The organism is Legionella hackeliae, assembly GCF_000953655.1.
In the GTDB taxonomy this organism is placed as follows: domain Bacteria; phylum Pseudomonadota; class Gammaproteobacteria; order Legionellales; family Legionellaceae; genus Tatlockia; species Tatlockia hackeliae.
This window is the reverse complement of the sequence record NZ_LN681225.1, coordinates 780,814-798,180: the sequence shown is the minus strand read 5'-3', so window position 1 is coordinate 798,180 and position 17,367 is coordinate 780,814. Positions and strand designations below refer to the sequence as shown.

Genomic DNA, 17,367 nt, shown 5'->3' with positions numbered 1-17,367 from the left:
AAAAGCAAATTCAGCGATAGCAATTTAAAAAAGCAGTGCATCATACCTTAAGTTGTAGACAAGTTATATTTCTTTATTACTACCTTTTACTTGTAGTCAATCGCATTATTCTAGGTTAAAGTTAAATTTTTAGTTTTAATTTAAGCGCTTACAACTATGGAATTCTGGGCATGCAACGTATCCTTAAGATAGGTACATATTTCGGATTATGTCTTTTAGTGTCCTGTCGGATTGCCCTACCTCCGCACCAACAAGTGCAACATTTACAAGCAACTCCTAAAATGAACCATACCGTGAACGCAAAGCTAAAAGAAAAAGAAATTTTTGCAGTAGGTGACTGGCCGAAAGAGCAATGGTGGCTTGCCTACAACTCACCAGAATTAAACTGTCTAATTCACGATGCTTTAGCAGCAAATCCATCGATTCAAGAAATTAAAAGTCGCGTGCAAATGGCCAGACAGGAGGCCATTGTTACCCGATCCACGCTTTTCCCATTGCTGTTTTTCGATGCCAGGGAAAATAAACAATATTTAAGTAAAAATGGATTGTATCGTGCTTTAAATCATACGATTCCTTTAGATGTCAATCTTTTGGATTTGTCACTCTCATTTACTTATGATTTCGATTTTTGGGGACAAAATCATAACCTTTTCTATGAAGCAATTGGTAAAATCAAAGCACAACAAGCCGAAGCAGCGGAAGTTCGACTGCTGATTACTACAGCCCTTGCGCAAGCGTATTTTGCATATCAGGTTAACCTGACTAAAAAACAATTTTACGACCAGCTTGTTAAGGTACGAAGCAATATTGCTCATTTACAAGCTCTTATGGCCAACACAGGCCTTGCCGGAGAATTACCCTCCTATTCTTCTCAAGAAAATTTAATTGAAGCAAAAAAATTGCTCAGCAGCATCCAGGAAGAAATTGCCATCGACAAACATCTAGTTAATATTTTAGCGGGGCGTAATCCAGAATTCCCACTGACAACTTCTCCTAAGTTACCTAATATTCCACGACGATTAGAGATCCCTAAAACACTTTCGCTCGATCTAATCGCACGTCGACCTGACTTGATGGCTCAAATATGGCGCGCTAAGGCACTTGCGTTTAGAACCGGAGCAGCAATGGCTGAATATTATCCGGATGTAAACCTTATAGGTTTGGTAGGATTAGAAAGTACTCGTTGGGAAAAGCTTTTAAGAGGTTCAAGTTTCACTGCAGCACTAAGACCTGCCATACATCTACCCATTTTTACAGCGGGCGCTATTAAAGCAAATATCAAAGCAACCAAAGCAGAGTTCGATGCCGCAATCTTTGCTTACAATGATTTACTATTACGTAGCGCTCAAGAAGTTCTTGATACGCTTGAATTTGCACAAAGTATTTATCAGCAAAAGAAAGAGCAAATGGGTATTTTGAATTATACGGATAAGCGCTATAAACTCACCCAATTACGGCAAAGAGAAGGTTTAGACAGTGAATTTGATATCTACACTCTCCAGGAAGAATTAATTGAAAAAAAACTTGTTAATTTAACGTTACTTTATAATCAATATTTAGCGTCTATCAAATTAACTAAAGCGTTAGGCGGTGGTTACTGTCAACCTAATGTTCCATTAGTGAGGCAGTCATGAACGAAAAAAGGCAGACAAACGAAAGAAAACCTACCTTCTATTTTTTTATCGCAGTTTTAATTTTGCTGTTACTACTTTTCTTTTATTGGCTATTTTTCTGGCGTTTTCAGGTCTTTACCAATGATGCTTATGTGCAGGGTAACCAGGTTAACATTAATGCATTACGGCGCGGTTTTGTTACCGGTATCTATACTGACGATAGTTTCTTAGTCAAAAAGGGACAGTTACTTGTTACTCTGGATGAAACAGATTCAAAAATTGCCCTAGACAAAGCGAAGGCTAAATTAGCACTGACTGTGCGTGAAGTTTGTCAGGCCTTTCATGATGTTTTTAGACTTGAAGCTGAAATAGGTGTTAGACGGGCAGAACATTTGAAAGCACAACAAAATTACCGTCATCGCGCAGGTGTAATTAAAGCCCGTGGTATTTCACTTGAAGATTATCAGAATGCTGCCGATGATTTACAAGCCAGTCTTGCTGCACTAAGAAGTACCAAAGATAATTATCAAAAAATTCTCGCTTTTGTACAGGGAACGTCAATCACTGAACATCCTGCCGTTCAACAGGCCGCCCAGGAAGTGAGAGATGCCTGGGTTCAACTTTATCGCTGTAAAATCTATGCCCCAGTGGAGGGACTTGTTGCTCAACGCACCATCCAGGTTGGTATGTGGGTCAAACCCAATCGCCCGCTTATGTCAGTTATTCCACTTGAACAAATGTGGGTTAATGCCAACTACAAAGAAACTCAGCTAAGTCATATTCGTATCGGTCAAAATGTTAATATCACTTCTGATTTATATGGGAGAGCTGTTGTTTTTCATGGCAAGATAGTGGGTCTTCCAGGAGCAGCAGGGAATGCATTTGCTTTGCTACCTCCAGAGAATTTATCAGGAAACTGGATTAAGATCGTCCAAAGACTTCCTGTACGCGTGGCTTTAGATGCCAATGAATTGAAACAACATCCACTTCGAATTGGTTTGTCTCTTGAAGCAACGACTGATATCTCTATGCAAGATGGATTACTGGTTCCTAATTCATTTATGGGTCCCTCTTACAAAACAGATATTTTTAATCGCGAAGAAACAGGAGATAAGGAGCTCATCGCCGCTATTATTTCTGCCAATATAGATCCTAATTTACAAGCTTATGCCCATGCTCCACTACCACTTAAAAAAATATCCATCGCAGGAGTGTCGCGCTAATGACTATGGCGATTTTGCTTCTGTCCTTAGCTGCCGTTATTTTTAATCTCACTTTGCCGATTATGGCTGGCATCTACATTGTAGGTGATTTGGGTGGAAGTACCTTTCTTAGTGTTTATGGAGTGAGTTTTTATTGTATTGGTAACGCGCTATCAGTCCCTCTGGGCAAACCTTGCATGACTCGCCTTAGTGCCGTGCAACTGTATCTAATTTGTTTGGGCCTTATGCTCTTTTTTTCGTGGCAATGTGCTACTTCTCAAGATTATTTCCATTTTGTTGTTTATCGACTTTTAGAAGGACTTGCTTCTGGGCCTTTGTATTTAATCATTACAGGTTCATTAATACCCTATATTTCTACACCAGAAAAACAAGCAAAATTATTGCCCTTTTTATACATTATTTTCTCCTTTACACCCGTTTTAGGCGCAAGCTGGGGTGGTTGGATTGCCTATGCGAATCACTGGCGGGCACTGTTTCTTACAAACATTCCTTTATGTCTCTTTCTCATACTCTATATGAGTTATAAGTTTAAGGAGTTTCATAGACCGCCCGAAAAACCACTATTTGATTCTATTGGTTATTTTTCTTTTTTTATTGGGATTCTCTTCATTGGAAGCGGATTAATAATGGGGCAAGAGCTTGATTGGTTTCGCTCTTCATTAATTACTTTTTGGTTATTCGTTGGGAGTTTGACGCTAATTTTCTTTATCTTGTATAGTCTTTCAGCCTCTCATCCTATCATTGATTTTTCACTACTTAAGAATTTTTATTTTTCATTTGCTATGATTCAGATCGCTTTACTCTTTGCCATTTATTTTGGCATGGTTGTATTGCTTTCTTTGTGGCTTAAACTTTATGTAAATTATACCCCCAACTGGATTGCAATTATCATCGGAACCATGGGATTCGGTGCCTGGGTGCCCATTTTTTTAAATTACAAACGTTTCGACCCGAGATTGCCGCTTATAGTATCTTTGATATTTTTTGCTATTTCTTGTTTTTATACGACCTACTTTAACGTAGAAATTAACTTTAACCGCATCGCTTATTCTCGTTTTTTAGCGGGTATTGCCCTTATGTTTTTTTTACCACCTCTTTTCCAGCTTTCCGTACAAAGGTATCCGCAAAAACTGAGTGAATCGAGCAATTTTTTTCATGTGGTACGACTGATAAGCTGCGGCTTAGGTGCTTCACTATTTGTTATTTTATGGCATCGAAGACAAGTTTTTTATTACGAGCGTTTAGGCGAAAATTTAACTGATTTTTCACAAAAAACCATCGATTTTTTAAGCCGAGCACAACAATTTCATGTTGAAGGGAAAAAGGCCTACGCTCAACTCAACGTGTTCCTCACGCGGCAAGCTACTGCTTTAGCACTTGATGATTGTTTCTATCTAATGGGCTGGATCAGTGTATTTTTAGCAATACTTGTATTTTTGACTTATTTTCCAATGCGTTTAAAACCCAATATCGTAGCGCCTAAAAAACTTACGCATTCTTAATCTGCCCATAAGGAATTGTAGGTATAATAATGCTACAAGTTATTTTAGCAATCTTCTTATGATAAACCCTGTCCCCAGTATAATTTACAAATCTCCACGCTCTGGTGATGAGAGAAAAATTATTGTGGTTGATGGCATACCATTTTATCAATCCACTGGAAAAAATTCCGGCGCGCGCGATACCTGGTTTCCTTTCGTAACGCTCCGAGGTAATAAAGAGCCTACAATTCCCGAGGATTTAACGGAGATATCCTCAACTTACTTAAGTTATATATTCGATAACTCTCCTGAAAATTACATTATAAAATATGATACTACTTGGGTAAAAACCGACCTGCCTCAAGTCATGTTTGATGGACGAATTCCCACAAAAAAAACATTGATTATTTCTTCTCGCTTAAACCCTTCTCCTGATGAAGAAGCTCTAACTGCTGCTGGATTAACCCCTAGTGAAATTGCCTTAGCGCAAGACAAAATAACTCTTGCTGCTGAAAGCGAAATAGTCAATGATCCGGATGCAGTCAATGAATGGTTAATAACTCAAAATGCTGAAATAGTCAGTAAGATTTTTGGTAAAAAAATAAATACACAAGCAAAATCCGGTAATAAAACTCAAGAATATGTTGATGCTTTTATTGCGGATATAAACGGGGATTTAAACGCTAAACAATATCAATTTTTATTACAGCTATTTGAACTTAATGAAAAAGTTAACGATCTTCATACAAGAGGTCAAATAAATGCTTTTGAGCAAGCATCCGCACTGCATACTACTTTATCTGATAATCTTAAAAATTTAGTCAATGGTACTATGGATAATGACACATTCAGAACAAGCTCCTCGAACGCTATCAAGCTGGCGCGTACTGAATTAGAACATTTTCGCGGCCTAAAGCTTATACTCGCTAATCTTGCTATTGCTTTAGTCACTCTGGGAGTTGGTTATATTGCGGCAGGATTGGCCAATTTATTTTTTACAGATCATTTTGTGCTATTAAGGCCACAATCGGCGCGAAAACTAGATGAATTAGATTCAGAACTATCGCAAATTGCACCTGGTGCATAACATTCTGAAAAAAAATAATCACTCCTACACAGGCAGGAGTGATTATGAATTTAAATTTCACATTGCTGTGCCCAAACCCGTAGCATTGCATTGCCACTAGGCTGCAAATGATAAGTCACTTCACGGACTTCTACGCCATAGTTTTCTTGTTGTAATCCTAAAAGGACAGGACCTAAAAATGGAGAAGGTTGATTGTGGCGATCGATAAGTGGAAAAATTCTTACCTCTCTTGCAACTCGTGCTAACTCTTTGATAACTTTCAAGTGAAACTCAACATCCTGATCATCCAAATCAGCAAATAAATAGTGTGAACTTAAGGCAAAATCGAAAGAAAAATTATCAAAAGGAAGCGTGTAGTTTTGCACTCCATAATAACGATTTTCCTTTTTCCCGCTTTCATAATCAGCAAAAAATTGCTTCATCCCTTTGCGTCTTTTCTCAATTAAGGCATCAAGGCTGCCATAAAAACTAAAATCGAATTTGTCCTGATCCTTGATGACTCGGGCAATCATATCTGCAAAGACTAATTCCACTTTGCTATATAAAGTATCTTTATCGAGAGTAAACAATGGGTCAGCACTAATAATTTGCCGTCCTTTTTTGCCAAGCTCTACATTGACCGCGCTAGGCCCACAACCATATTCTAAGATACGGGCATTCTTATCCGTATCTGCGAGGGAAAACATTTCCTGGTATTCATCAGCATGATGTCCCCAAAGCACAAGTTTACGCATGAATACCTCCTTCCTTTTTATTTAACTGCAATAAATTTCATAAAGTAGACCTCTTTATATTCAGTCTTCAATGACTGTTAACAAGAACTCTATTGCAACTTGAATTTGATTGGGTATAGTCTAGCCTATTTGCTTAAGTAACAGGAAGTCAATCTATGTCTAAAGGCCTACAATACCAACTTGGTGAAACCTATGACCTCTTGCGGGACAGTGTCTATCAGTTTGCAAGCAAGGAAATTGCTCCAATGGCTGCCAAAATTGATGAGGAAAATGCGTTTCCTAATCATTTATGGCGTCAGTTAGGAGACATGGGCTTATTAGGAATTACAGTAAGCGAAGAATACGGTGGCGCGAATATGGGCTATCTTGCCCATGTCATTGCTATGGAAGAAATATCGCGAGCGTCCGCTTCTGTTGGTTTAAGTTATGGTGCTCATTCAAATCTTTGTGTTAACCAGATTTATTTAAATGGTAGCAGTAGGCAAAAACAATATTATTTGCCTAAACTAATTAGTGGAGAACACATCGGCGCTTTGGCCATGAGTGAGTCCAACTCAGGTTCGGATGTCGTTAGCATGCAATTACATGCTCATGCAGAAGGTAATAAATTCATTCTGAATGGCACGAAAATGTGGATAACGAATGGTCCAGATGCAGATGTTTTGGTTGTGTATGCAAAAACTGACAGACAAGCCGGCAGCAAAGGCATCACCGCTTTTATTATCGAGAAAGGATTCAAAGGTTTTCGCACCGCGCAAAAGCTTGATAAACTGGGTATGCGCGGTTCAAATACGTGTGAACTCGTATTTGAAGAGTGTGAAGTGCCTGCAGAAAATGTTTTGGGTGAATTTAATAAAGGCGTGAAGGTATTGATGAGTGGGCTAGATTACGAGCGCACTGTGCTGGCAGCCGGTCCAATTGGTATCATGCAAGCCTGTATGGACATTGTTCTTCCCTACGTCCACGAACGTAAGCAATTTAATCAGTCAATTGGTGAGTTCCAATTTATCCAGGGAAAACTGGCTGATATGTATACAGAATTAAGTGCGTCCAGAGCCTATCTCTATACAGTTGCTCGCGCTTGTGATCAGGGTATGGTGAGTCGGAAAGATGCCGCTGGAGTGATTTTGTACACTGCGGAAAGAGCAACACAAACGGCGTTACAAGCCATTCAGATTTTAGGTGGTAATGGATATATTAATGAATATCCTACTGGCCGCTTGTTACGTGATGCTAAGTTGTATGAAATTGGAGCCGGTACCTCTGAAATTAGACGTATGCTTATTGGTCGTGAACTTTTTAATGAAACTGCATAAGGAAAAGAAAACATGGAACAGAATGATATTGTTATTGTTGCCGCAAAAAGAACACCTATGGGCGCCATGCTGGGCTCACTCTCAGGTATATCTGCCCCCGAATTAAATGCCGTTGCACACCGTGCAGCAATAGAACAAGCAGGTGTTTCCCCTGCCGATATTGATGAAGTTATTAGCGGTTGTGTCTTGCAAGCAGGTATTGGACAAGCTCCAGCCAGACAAGCAGCGATTTACGCAGGAATTCCCAATTCAGCAGGTGCTACAACCATTAATAAGATGTGTGGTTCTGGCATGAAAGCGGTGATGTTAGCACACGATTTAATTAAACTTGGTTCTGCAAATGTCGTAGTAGCGAGTGGTATGGAAAGCATGAGTAATGCACCCTATCTGCTCAGTAAAGCACGCGCTGGGTATCGCTTAGGTCATGGTGAAATCAAAGATCATATGTTTCTTGATGGTTTGGAAGATGCCTATGACCGCGGTCAACTCATGGGATGTTTTGCTGAAGAAACTGCCAAGCACTTTAACTTTAGCCGTCAACAACAAGATGAGTTTGCTATTCGCTCATTAACCCGTGCATTGAAAGCGCAACAAGAAGGCTCTTTTATAGAAGAAATTGCAGCTGTCACTATCGCAGGTCGTAAAGGCGATGTTATTGTTGACAAAGATGAAGGACCTGATGAAAGTAAATTAGCAAAAGTATCTCAGCTTCGACCAGCCTTTAAGGCTGATGGCACAGTGACTGCGGCAAACTCAAGCTCGATTTCAGACGGTGCTGCCAGCCTTATTTTGATGACTGCGGCGAATGCAAAAAAACGTAATATCAAACCTTTGGCACGCATTGTTGCTCATGCTAGTCATGCACAAGCCCCACAATGGTTTACAACAGCACCCGTTGATGCCATCCGTAAGGTTTTAAACAAAGCAAATTGGCGTCCAAATGATGTTGATTTATATGAAATCAACGAGGCCTTTGCTGTTGTTACTATGGCTGCTATTACTCAACTCGAACTTGATGATGAGCTTGTTAACGTTCATGGCGGCGCCTGCGCTTTAGGTCATCCAATTGGTGCTTCTGGTGCTCGCATTATCGTTACTTTAATGCATGCTTTAAAACAGCGTCAAAAAACACGTGGTGTTGCTTCCCTATGTATCGGTGGTGGTGAAGCGACAGCACTTGCTATTGAAATGCTGTAAGCAAATATGCATACTTGCGCATTAATTAAAGGTAACCGCGATCTGTTGATTAAGAACTGTTATACCGCAATTGTCTGCGGTATAACAGAATCAAATGTCATCAGTCTTCTTAACCCTGCTCTAACAAATCATTAGGGTTAAATATTACCTACACAGTGATTAACTTAACAAAGGATGTACATGCTTAGACAGAGTCTTATTTACCTAGTGTTAAGCATTCTGGTCGTAGTTTTTGCCAAATTCGCCCATATGCTTATTGTTTATATCGATATGCTATATGCATACATCAATGTTAAGTTAACCCCTATTTTTAGTCAAAGTGGTTTAGGTCTAGCCATTAGAAAAACAATTTTATTAGTCTTTATTCCAGTGATTATCGCGGCAATTCCTGCCCTTACCTATCGCTTGGTAAAAGGTAAAGATATGCCTCATCTTCTTGAATTAACCTGGTGCTTATGGCTTGTGATTGTGCTCAGTAATATTTTGATACATTAAGGGATGAGTTATGAGCAAAATTATTAGTCAGATAAATCCTGGCAGCAATGAATTCAAAGCCAATCAAGCCGCTATGCAGTCCCTGGTTACGGAATTACAAACTCTCATCAAAAAAATTGCGCAAGGTGGCGATGAGAAAGCGCGCCAAAGGCATTTAAAACACGGCAAATTATTACCTCGAGAACGCTTGCAGCAATTATTGGATCCGGGTAGTCCTTTCCTGGAGCTGTCACAATTGGCAGCCTATCAAGTTTATGACGATTACGTACCTGCAGCGGGGATTATTGCGGGTATTGGCTATGTCGCAGGCACTGAATGCATGATAGTCGTTAATGATGCCACTGTGAAAGGTGGAACCTATTACCCTTTAACCGTCAAAAAACATTTACGTGCTCAGGAAATTGCCAAGGCAAATCATCTGCCTTGCATCTATTTAGTCGATTCAGGGGGAGCTTTTTTACCACAACAGGATGAAGTTTTCCCCGATCGCGATCATTTTGGACGAATTTTTTATAATCAGGCTACATTATCTGCCGCCAATATTCCGCAAATCGCAGTGGTTATGGGGTCTTGTACTGCGGGTGGTGCTTATGTGCCAGCCATGGCAGATGAATCCATTATGGTACAAAATCAAGCCACAATTTTTTTAGGAGGCCCTCCTTTAGTCAAGGCAGCAACAGGCGAGGTGATTTCTGCTGAAGAATTAGGCGGTGCCGATGTCCATTGTCGCCACTCTGGCGTTGCAGATCACTATGCAGAAAATGATGCGCATGCATTGCATTTGGCCCGGGTTGCGGTAAGTCATTTAAATCGTATAAAACCTGAGTCACTCTGTCGCATCCCTAGTCGCGAACCTGCTTATGATCCAAAAGAGTTAAATGGCATAGTCCCAGCAGATCCCCGCAAGCCTTATGATATTCGTGAAGTGATTGCACGTCTCGTTGATGCTTCCGAATTAGATGAATTTAAAGCACTTTATGGCACCACACTGATTTGTGGCTTTGCTCATCTTTTTGGCTATCCCATTGGTATTATTGCTAACAATGGTATTCTATTCGGAGAAAGCGCACTTAAAGGCGCTCATTTTATTGAGCTTTGCACTCAGCGGAAAATTCCATTGCTATTCCTGCAAAATATTACTGGTTTTATGGTGGGTAGCAAATATGAAGCAGCGGGTATCGCAAAACATGGTGCAAAAATGGTGACTGCTGTAGCTAATGCCAACGTCCCTAAATTTACAGTGATTGTGGGTGGCAGTTTTGGGGCAGGCAATTATGCGATGTGTGGTCGCGCTTATGGCCCGCGCTTTTTATGGACATGGCCTAATGCACGTATTTCAGTCATGGGTGGTGAACAAGCTGCTAATGTATTGGCTCAGGTTAATCGTGATAAATATAGCAAGCAAGGTACATCCTGGCCTATTGAAGAAGAAGAGGCTTTCAAAGCAGAATTACGGGCTCAATACGAAGCACAAGGCAATCCCTACTATGCAAGTGCAAGACTGTGGGATGATGGGGTAATCGCACCAGAAGACACCCGTAGAATTCTTGGTTTAAGTTTATCTGCAGCGTTGAATGCACCAATTGGATCAACCCAATTTGGCGTCTTTCGCATGTAATTAACTTTTGCATTGTTAAGCGACTGAAGAGTAGCTCAAAAGGAGATGGCTCGTGAATGATTTGTTGTTAACTGAATTACAACAGCGGATTTGTATTCTAACGTTGAATCGCACCGACAAACATAATGCTTTTGATGATAATTTATTAGCAGAATTGCAAAAGAAACTTGATGAGGCCATTAGTAGTCCTGACGTGCGCATTATTGTATTAAGAGCCAACGGTCGGCATTTTTCTGCAGGCGCCGATTTATCCTGGATGCAACGCATGGCCCAATTTAATGAAGAAGAAAATCTTCGTGATGCTAAAGTTCTAGCACGTGTTATGCACACATTGCACAATAGTCCCAAACCAACGATTGCGGTTGTTCAAGGTGCTGCTTTTGGTGGAGGCGCAGGACTTGCTGCCGCTTGCGATATTACCATTGCTGCCTCATCAGCCCGCTTTTGCTTCTCAGAAGTTAAGTTGGGTTTAATTCCAGCGGTTATAAGTCCCTATGTTGTCAAAGCGATTGGGGAGCGTGCTGCTAAATGGTTATTTATGAGCGCTGAGACGTTTGATGCAGAGAAAGCCCAGCATTTAGGGCTTGTTCATTATACTGTTGCAGACAGTGAATTATGGAATTTTAGTTTTAATTTTGCAGAACAAATGACCAAACTTGCGCCACAGGCCGTCACTGACTGTAAACACCTTGTTGATAATGTAGCGAATAAAATATTGAACGAGGAACTACTAAACTATACAGCAAGTTTAATTGCAAAAAAACGTGTTTCCGCAGAGGGACAACAAGGCTTGCATGCCTTTTTGAATAAAGAAACACCTAACTGGAACTAGGACCTTCGATGTTTAATAAGATTCTTATCGCCAATCGTGGTGAAATCGCTTGTCGAATCATTAGAACCTGCCAAAAGATGGGGATTCATACGGTTGCCATTTATTCGACTGCTGATAAAGACAGTCGTCATGTTATGCTTGCAGATAATGCTTTTTGTGTAGGTGAAGCACCCGCTAAAGCAAGCTATCTCAATATTGATGCCATCATTAAAGTTGCCATTACCAGTGGTGCAGAAGCGATTCATCCGGGATACGGTTTTTTGTCTGAAAACCCTTTGTTTGCAAAAGCATGTGAAAAAGCAGGTCTCGTTTTTATTGGACCCTCTATCCCTGCGATGGAAGCCATGGCCTCAAAGCAACTTGCTAAACAATTACTCGAAAAAACAGCAGTACCGTTAACACCAGGTTATCATGGCAGTGAACAAACTGATGAACGTTTACTCATTGAAGCGCGTCGCATTGGTTTCCCTGTGCTATTAAAGGCTGCCAGCGGCGGTGGCGGAAAAGGCATGCGCGCAGTTCATCAAGAAAGTGAGTTTACCCAAGCTTTAGCCGGTGCACGGCGAGAAGCGATGGCAAGTTTTGCTGATGACACCATGCTCATTGAAAAACTTATTTTAAATCCACGCCACGTTGAAGTACAAATTATGGCGGATAATCATGATCAAGTCGTTCATCTGTTTGAACGCGATTGTTCCATTCAGCGTCGTCATCAAAAAATTATTGAAGAAGCCCCCGCCCCGAACTTGTCAGACACCTTACGTCAAGGACTTGCCGAAGCAGCCTGTGAAGTTGCACGTTCAATTCATTATCGAGGAGCAGGCACAGTTGAATTTCTGGTCGATGGCGATACGCATTTTTATTTCATGGAAATGAATACGCGTTTGCAAGTCGAACATCCCGTCACAGAAATGATAACCGGCTTTGATTTGGTAGCCTGGCAATTAAAGATTGCTGCCAATGAGTCCCTCCCCTGCTCCCAAGAGAATATTTCCGCAAAAGGACACGCCATTGAATGTCGCGTGTATGCAGAAGATCCCCGTCAGGGATTTATGCCATCGATTGGTCAACTGCATTTCTTACAAGAACCCCAGGGTGAAGGCATCCGAGTGGATAGTGGCGTCACAGTCAACTCAAGTATCACCATGCACTATGATCCCATGATCGCCAAACTGATAGCATGGGGAGAAAATCGTGAACAAGCCTTGCAACGTTTACAAAATGCATTAGAAAAATATGCTGTTGGTGGTGTAAAAACCAATCTCTCCTTTTTGCAGGCTATTTGCCAACATCCACGCTTCAGGCAGGCTGATTTAAGTACGGACTTTCTATCTCAGGAAACCATCGATTTGCCAACACCAGATACTGAATTGGCTCTCGTAATGGCTGCAAGTTATGATTATTTATTATTAACACAAAAAGAAAATGATCCTGTTCTTCACGAAACTTTTGCCTGGCAAATGCATTTATCCAGTCATTGGTATCGCCGTTATCTTCTTGACGGTAAGCAAGAAGACATTAAAATTATCCCGCGTGATGAATCGTCTTTTCAATTAATCCTGCAGGACAAAGAATTTAATATACGTGCTAAATTAATTGGAAATCAGCAGATTGCTATTGATGACGGTCAAAAGACACGACTTGCCTTGGTTGAAGATCAAATGCAAACTATTAGTTTTTATTTTAAAGAAGGCCCCGTCGTAATCGAGCGTTTCAGTTGGCAAAGCCTCGATTCTCAGACCGCCAAAAAAGGGCAACTCACGGCTCCCATGCCAGCAACCGTGGTCGCCATTTTAAAAAATATTGGTGATAAGGTGAAGGAAGGCGATAGTTTAATAGTTTTAGAGGCAATGAAAATGGAACATACCATTCATTCGCCACGTGACGGAGTGCTTGCAGAACTATTTTACGACGTTGGCTCACAAGTTAATGAAGGGGCTGAATTATTGGCTCTTAAAGACTGACCAGGGACATCCATGAAGTATCCGAAAAAAGTTACTATAGTTGAAGTAGGACCACGTGATGGATTACAAAATGAATCGTCTTTCGTGCCTACTGAGACCAAAATTGAATTGGTCAATTTATTGAGTCAAAGTGGCTTACGCCACATTGAAGTTACCAGCTTTGTTTCTGCAAAAGCGATTCCACAATTAGCTGACAGTGAGACTGTATTTTTATCCATAGAAAAACCAGAATCGATTCATTTTTCCGCCTTAGTGCCCAATGAGCGCGGTATGCTTAAAGCACTAGATTTGGGTGTAAAAGAAATTGCTGTTTTTACCGCTGCCAGTGAATCCTTTAATCAACGAAATATTAATTGTTCAATTGCTGAAAGTATTACTCGCTTTGAACCGGTGATTGAGATTGCAAAAACAAATAATATTCGCGTAAGAGCCTACATTTCTTGTGTTCTTGGGTGTCCTTATGAGGGACAAATTGCGCCTCAACAAGTTGCACAAGTAACACAGCAATTATTAGCCTTAGAAGTCGATGAAATTTGTTTGGGAGATACCATTGGTGTAGGAACTCCTCGGCAAACCCAAGCAGTTATTGAAGAAGTATTAAAATTCATGCCCCTTTCCCAACTGGCAATGCATTTTCATGATACTTATGGCCAAGCTGTTGCCAATATTTTTGCATCACTCGAATGTGGAGTTGATCGTTTCGACAGCTCTGTAGCAGGCTTAGGCGGCTGTCCTTATGCTCGTGGTGCAACAGGAAATGTTGCCACAGAAGATGTATTGTATTTAATGCATGGTCTTGGCATAGAAACAGGTGTTGATATTTTTAAAATTGTGTCCGCAGGCGACATGATTTGCAAAGCCTTAGGTAAAAAGAATCAATCCCGAGTAGCGAATGCATTATTGGCCAATCAAAACTAATTATTCGTAACAATGCCGTAATCAACTGTTACTTTTGCTTAAATTGCAAATTTATCCCCATATTTCTCCCAATAGACTATTTTTGATCGTAGTTAATAGTGATATCTTAACCGCATTTTTTCTACTGGATTAAATGATGACCGCCAATAAATTAAAAATCGGACTAGTACAAGAGAGATGGAGCGAGAACCCTCAAGAGCATCAAGAGCGCTTGGCTGCAGGAATCTTATCTGCTGCTAATCAGGGTGCGCAAGTCGTTTGTTTACAAGAGCTGACCTTGTCCCCTTATTTTTGCACGCGGCATGATGTCGATGGAACTCCTTATCAAGAGGATATCCAAACTGGTCCTACGGCACAGTTTGTAGGAACTATGGCAAAAAAGGCAAATGTAACTATCACGGCGTCTCTTTTTGAAAAGGCAGGTTTTAATACCGCTGTAGCATTTAATGAGCAAGGCAAACTAATTGCAATCACGCGCAAGCAGCATATCCCGAGTGGTGAAAAATACCATGAAGATTATTATTTTAAACCAGGAGATTCTGATTACCCAGTCCACACTTTAGTAGGTCACAAATTTGGATTACCAACCTGTTATGATCAGTGGTTTCCAGAGTTATCACGAATTTATGGCTTAAAAGGTACTGAAATTCTTGTTTATCCTACGGCTATCGGTGGTGAGCCCACTGCTCCAGGTTTTGATAGTCAACCTATGTGGCAAAAAGTAATGGTTGCTCAAGGTATTATGAGTAACACCTTTGTTGTTGCAGTAAATCGAATTGGTTGCGAAGACGATCTGGAATTTTACGGGAGCAGTTTTATCAGTAGCCCCATGGGAGAAGTTTTAGCGCAAGCACCACGCGATAAACCTGCTGTATTAGTTGCTGAACTGGATTTTAGTCACCGTGACCTTTGGGGTCGTTTATTTCCATTTTCCAGACAGCGCCAGCCTGAAACTTATCAGGAGCTTTTAAAACCTTACAACTCTAGCCTGGAATTTCCCTAATGATTAATAAAGTATTGGCAGAAGACAATTTATACAATATTGCTCACTGGGGTGAGGATTATTTTACAGTTAACTCTCGCGGCAATGTTCAAGTACACAAAAATAAAGAAAGCATCGGCGTAGAACTACAAGCCATTGTGAATGCAGCCAGTCGTGCTGGATTGCAGTTACCTCTGTTAATTCGTTTTACAGATATTCTTCACGATAGAGTAGTAAAACTTAATCAAGCCTTTGAAGAAGCCATTGAAGAAAATGATTACCGTGGAACTTACAAGCTGGTTTATCCCATTAAAGTTAACCAGGAATCGAGTGTTGTCAGGGAACTATTAAAAGCCCCTAAATATTCCGTGGGCCTTGAAGCCGGAAGTAAACCTGAACTCATGGCGGTTATTGGTTTGCTTGGACAAACCCCCTCTACAATCGTTTGCAATGGATATAAAGATAGCTCCTATATTCGCATCGCATTAATTGCTCAACAGATGGGACACGAAGTTTTTATTGTTATTGAAAAACGTTCCGAATTGGAGATTATTCTTAAAGAGTCTGCGCGTTTAAATATAAAACCCAAGATTGGCGTTCGTATTCGCCTCGTTACCAAGGGGGCTGGGAAATGGGAAAACACAGGGGGTGCTAAATCCAAATTTGGTTTAAATGCTGAGCAAGTACTTGATTTGATTAATCAATTAAAAGCCCATAATTCGTTAGATTGTTTGCAACTCATGCATTGCCATTTAGGTTCGCAAATAGCAAATATTCGCGATATTCGCCGCTGTATGCAAGAAGTTGGTCGGTACTATATTGAATTACGTCGCTTGCAAGCGCCTATTACTACAATTGATGTAGGGGGCGGCTTAGGTGTTGATTATGAAGGCACCCATTCCTCTACCGACTGTTCCATGAACTATTCGATAAAAGAATATGCGACTAACATTTTGCTTGCCCTGCGCCCACTTTGCGAAGAAGCAAATCTGCCTGAGCCTAATTTAATCTCTGAATCAGGCCGTGCATTAACGGCCCATCATGCCGTTTTGGTGTCCAACATTACCGATGTTGAAGTTATAAAACGAACACGCGAATTACCTTCTATTCAACCAAATGACTCTCACGTGATTCGCGATATTTGGAATACCTACCAGACAATGGCAGAAAATTCACCCAGTGAAATTTATAACTACGCGGTTTTAGCGTTGGAAGAATCAAATTCCATGTTTAAGCATGGTGCAATTAGTCTTGAGGAAAAAGCCAAGGTTGAGCAGTTTTTTACCGCCATTTGTTTTGTCATTGAACAGCAGTTGGATGAAAGCAATCCTGGAGATAAAGAATTATTAAATACCATTAATGAGCGCATGGCGGCAAAAATATTCTGCAATTTATCTTTTTTTCAATCACTTCCTGATGCCTGGGCTATTGAACAGATTTTTCCAGTGGCACCTATTTCACATCTTCATGAAAAACCAAGCATGCATAGTATTCTTCAGGATTTGACCTGTGATTCAGACGGTACCATTAAAAAATACACCGGCAGTGATGCCATCAATACAACTCTGATGTTACCTCCTTATAATCCACAATCCCCCTATGCAATTGCTTTCTTTTTAGTAGGGGCTTACCAGGAAATTTTGGGGAATTTACATAATTTATTTGGTGATACTAATTCACTAGACGTGAAATTACTTGGCGATGGTCAATTTGAGATAACGGATCTTATCAGTGGTGACACGGTTACAAACGTATTAAATTTCGCTCATTTTGATACAAAAAGGCTGTTATTATCTTATGAAAAGCAATTAATTCATGCGGATTTGCCGAGCGAAAAAATTCAAAGTTATCTCAATGAGCTACGCAGTATTTTCAGCCAACTAACTTATCTTGATAGTAAATAAGGA

The 17,367-nt window shown here is 40.5% G+C and carries 14 protein-coding genes; 13 read left to right on the top strand and 1 reads right to left on the bottom strand.

Annotation, left to right across the window (positions count from 1 at the left end; genetic code table 11):
• Positions 1-170: 170 nt before the first annotated feature.
• From LHA_RS03700 to LHA_RS03685, 4 genes are read left to right on the top strand one after another with little or no spacing between them, the layout of a single operon-like run.
• A complete protein-coding gene (locus tag LHA_RS03700; RefSeq protein ID WP_045105337.1) occupies positions 171-1,634 on the top strand; it encodes an efflux transporter outer membrane subunit in 1,464 nt (487 codons plus the stop codon).
• Positions 1,631-2,836, top strand: a complete 1,206-nt coding sequence (locus LHA_RS03695; RefSeq protein ID WP_045105336.1) for an HlyD family secretion protein — start codon at positions 1,631-1,633, stop codon at positions 2,834-2,836. The genes LHA_RS03700 and LHA_RS03695 overlap by 4 nt, the downstream gene beginning before the upstream one ends.
• Positions 2,836-4,338 (top strand): MFS transporter, encoded by a 1,503-nt coding sequence (locus LHA_RS03690; protein WP_045105335.1) that lies wholly within the window; start codon positions 2,836-2,838, stop codon positions 4,336-4,338. The genes LHA_RS03695 and LHA_RS03690 overlap by 1 nt, the downstream gene beginning before the upstream one ends.
• A 58-nt stretch (positions 4,339-4,396) precedes the next feature.
• Positions 4,397-5,404 carry a hypothetical protein gene (locus tag LHA_RS03685; protein WP_045105334.1) on the top strand — a complete coding sequence of 336 codons (1,008 nt, stop codon included), beginning with the start codon at positions 4,397-4,399 and terminating at the stop codon, positions 5,402-5,404.
• 50 nt (positions 5,405-5,454) lie between these two features.
• Here LHA_RS03685 and LHA_RS03680 read toward each other — a convergent pair whose 3' ends face one another.
• On the bottom strand, positions 5,455-6,138 hold the full coding sequence (locus LHA_RS03680) for a hypothetical protein (RefSeq protein WP_045105333.1): 684 nt from the start codon (positions 6,136-6,138) through the stop codon (positions 5,455-5,457).
• A 155-nt stretch (positions 6,139-6,293) separates the two neighbouring features.
• Between LHA_RS03680 and LHA_RS03675 the strand changes: the two genes are divergently transcribed.
• The 9 genes from LHA_RS03675 to speA all read left to right on the top strand — a co-directional run bounded on the left by LHA_RS03675 (position 6,294) and on the right by speA (position 17,364).
• Entirely contained in the window at positions 6,294-7,454 is a 1,161-nt protein-coding gene (locus LHA_RS03675; RefSeq protein ID WP_045105332.1) for an isovaleryl-CoA dehydrogenase, read from the top strand.
• Positions 7,455-7,466: 12 nt separating this feature from the next.
• The gene (locus tag LHA_RS03670; RefSeq protein WP_045105331.1) at positions 7,467-8,651 is read left to right on the top strand and encodes a thiolase family protein; all 1,185 of its coding nucleotides are present in this window, start codon (positions 7,467-7,469) and stop codon (positions 8,649-8,651) included.
• Between the two features lie 180 nt (positions 8,652-8,831).
• Positions 8,832-9,146: a hypothetical protein gene (locus tag LHA_RS03665; RefSeq protein WP_045105330.1), complete on the top strand. Its 315-nt coding sequence runs from the start codon at positions 8,832-8,834 to the stop codon at positions 9,144-9,146.
• A 10-nt stretch (positions 9,147-9,156) separates the two neighbouring features.
• Positions 9,157-10,764, top strand: coding sequence for a carboxyl transferase domain-containing protein (locus tag LHA_RS03660; RefSeq protein WP_045105329.1), 1,608 nt, complete (start codon positions 9,157-9,159; stop codon positions 10,762-10,764).
• A 52-nt stretch (positions 10,765-10,816) separates the two neighbouring features.
• Positions 10,817-11,596: an enoyl-CoA hydratase-related protein gene (locus LHA_RS03655; RefSeq protein WP_045105328.1), complete on the top strand. Its 780-nt coding sequence runs from the start codon at positions 10,817-10,819 to the stop codon at positions 11,594-11,596.
• An 8-nt stretch (positions 11,597-11,604) separates the two neighbouring features.
• Complete coding sequence (locus LHA_RS03650; protein WP_045105327.1) at positions 11,605-13,560, top strand: acetyl/propionyl/methylcrotonyl-CoA carboxylase subunit alpha; 1,956 nt, start codon at positions 11,605-11,607, stop codon at positions 13,558-13,560.
• 12 nt (positions 13,561-13,572) lie between these two features.
• On the top strand, positions 13,573-14,478 hold the full coding sequence (locus LHA_RS03645; RefSeq protein ID WP_045105326.1) for a hydroxymethylglutaryl-CoA lyase: 906 nt from the start codon (positions 13,573-13,575) through the stop codon (positions 14,476-14,478).
• A 136-nt stretch (positions 14,479-14,614) separates the two neighbouring features.
• Positions 14,615-15,481, top strand: coding sequence for a carbon-nitrogen hydrolase (locus tag LHA_RS03640; protein ID WP_045105325.1), 867 nt, complete (start codon positions 14,615-14,617; stop codon positions 15,479-15,481).
• Positions 15,481-17,364, top strand: a complete 1,884-nt coding sequence (gene speA, locus LHA_RS03635) for a biosynthetic arginine decarboxylase (RefSeq protein ID WP_045105324.1) — start codon at positions 15,481-15,483, stop codon at positions 17,362-17,364. Before LHA_RS03640 ends, speA begins: the two co-directional genes overlap by 1 nt.
• Positions 17,365-17,367 lie beyond the last annotated feature (3 nt).

Bases quoted from the DNA above. Each gene is read 5' to 3' on its own strand.
- LHA_RS03675 (WP_045105332.1), top strand. From the start codon at position 6,294: ATGTCTAAAGGCCTACAATACCAACTTGGTGAAACCTATGACCTCTTG.
- LHA_RS03690 (WP_045105335.1), top strand. From the start codon at position 2,836: ATGACTATGGCGATTTTGCTTCTGTCCTTAGCTGCCGTTATTTTTAAT.
- LHA_RS03695 (WP_045105336.1), top strand. From the start codon at position 1,631: ATGAACGAAAAAAGGCAGACAAACGAAAGAAAACCTACCTTCTATTTT.
- LHA_RS03665 (WP_045105330.1), top strand. From the start codon at position 8,832: ATGCTTAGACAGAGTCTTATTTACCTAGTGTTAAGCATTCTGGTCGTA.
- LHA_RS03685 (WP_045105334.1), top strand. From the start codon at position 4,397: ATGATAAACCCTGTCCCCAGTATAATTTACAAATCTCCACGCTCTGGT.
- LHA_RS03700 (WP_045105337.1), top strand. From the start codon at position 171: ATGCAACGTATCCTTAAGATAGGTACATATTTCGGATTATGTCTTTTA.
- LHA_RS03670 (WP_045105331.1), top strand. From the start codon at position 7,467: ATGGAACAGAATGATATTGTTATTGTTGCCGCAAAAAGAACACCTATG.
- LHA_RS03650 (WP_045105327.1), top strand. From the start codon at position 11,605: ATGTTTAATAAGATTCTTATCGCCAATCGTGGTGAAATCGCTTGTCGA.
- LHA_RS03680 (WP_045105333.1), bottom strand. From the start codon at position 6,138: ATGCGTAAACTTGTGCTTTGGGGACATCATGCTGATGAATACCAGGAA.
- LHA_RS03645 (WP_045105326.1), top strand. From the start codon at position 13,573: ATGAAGTATCCGAAAAAAGTTACTATAGTTGAAGTAGGACCACGTGAT.
- LHA_RS03640 (WP_045105325.1), top strand. From the start codon at position 14,615: ATGACCGCCAATAAATTAAAAATCGGACTAGTACAAGAGAGATGGAGC.
- LHA_RS03660 (WP_045105329.1), top strand. From the start codon at position 9,157: ATGAGCAAAATTATTAGTCAGATAAATCCTGGCAGCAATGAATTCAAA.
- speA (WP_045105324.1), top strand. From the start codon at position 15,481: ATGATTAATAAAGTATTGGCAGAAGACAATTTATACAATATTGCTCAC.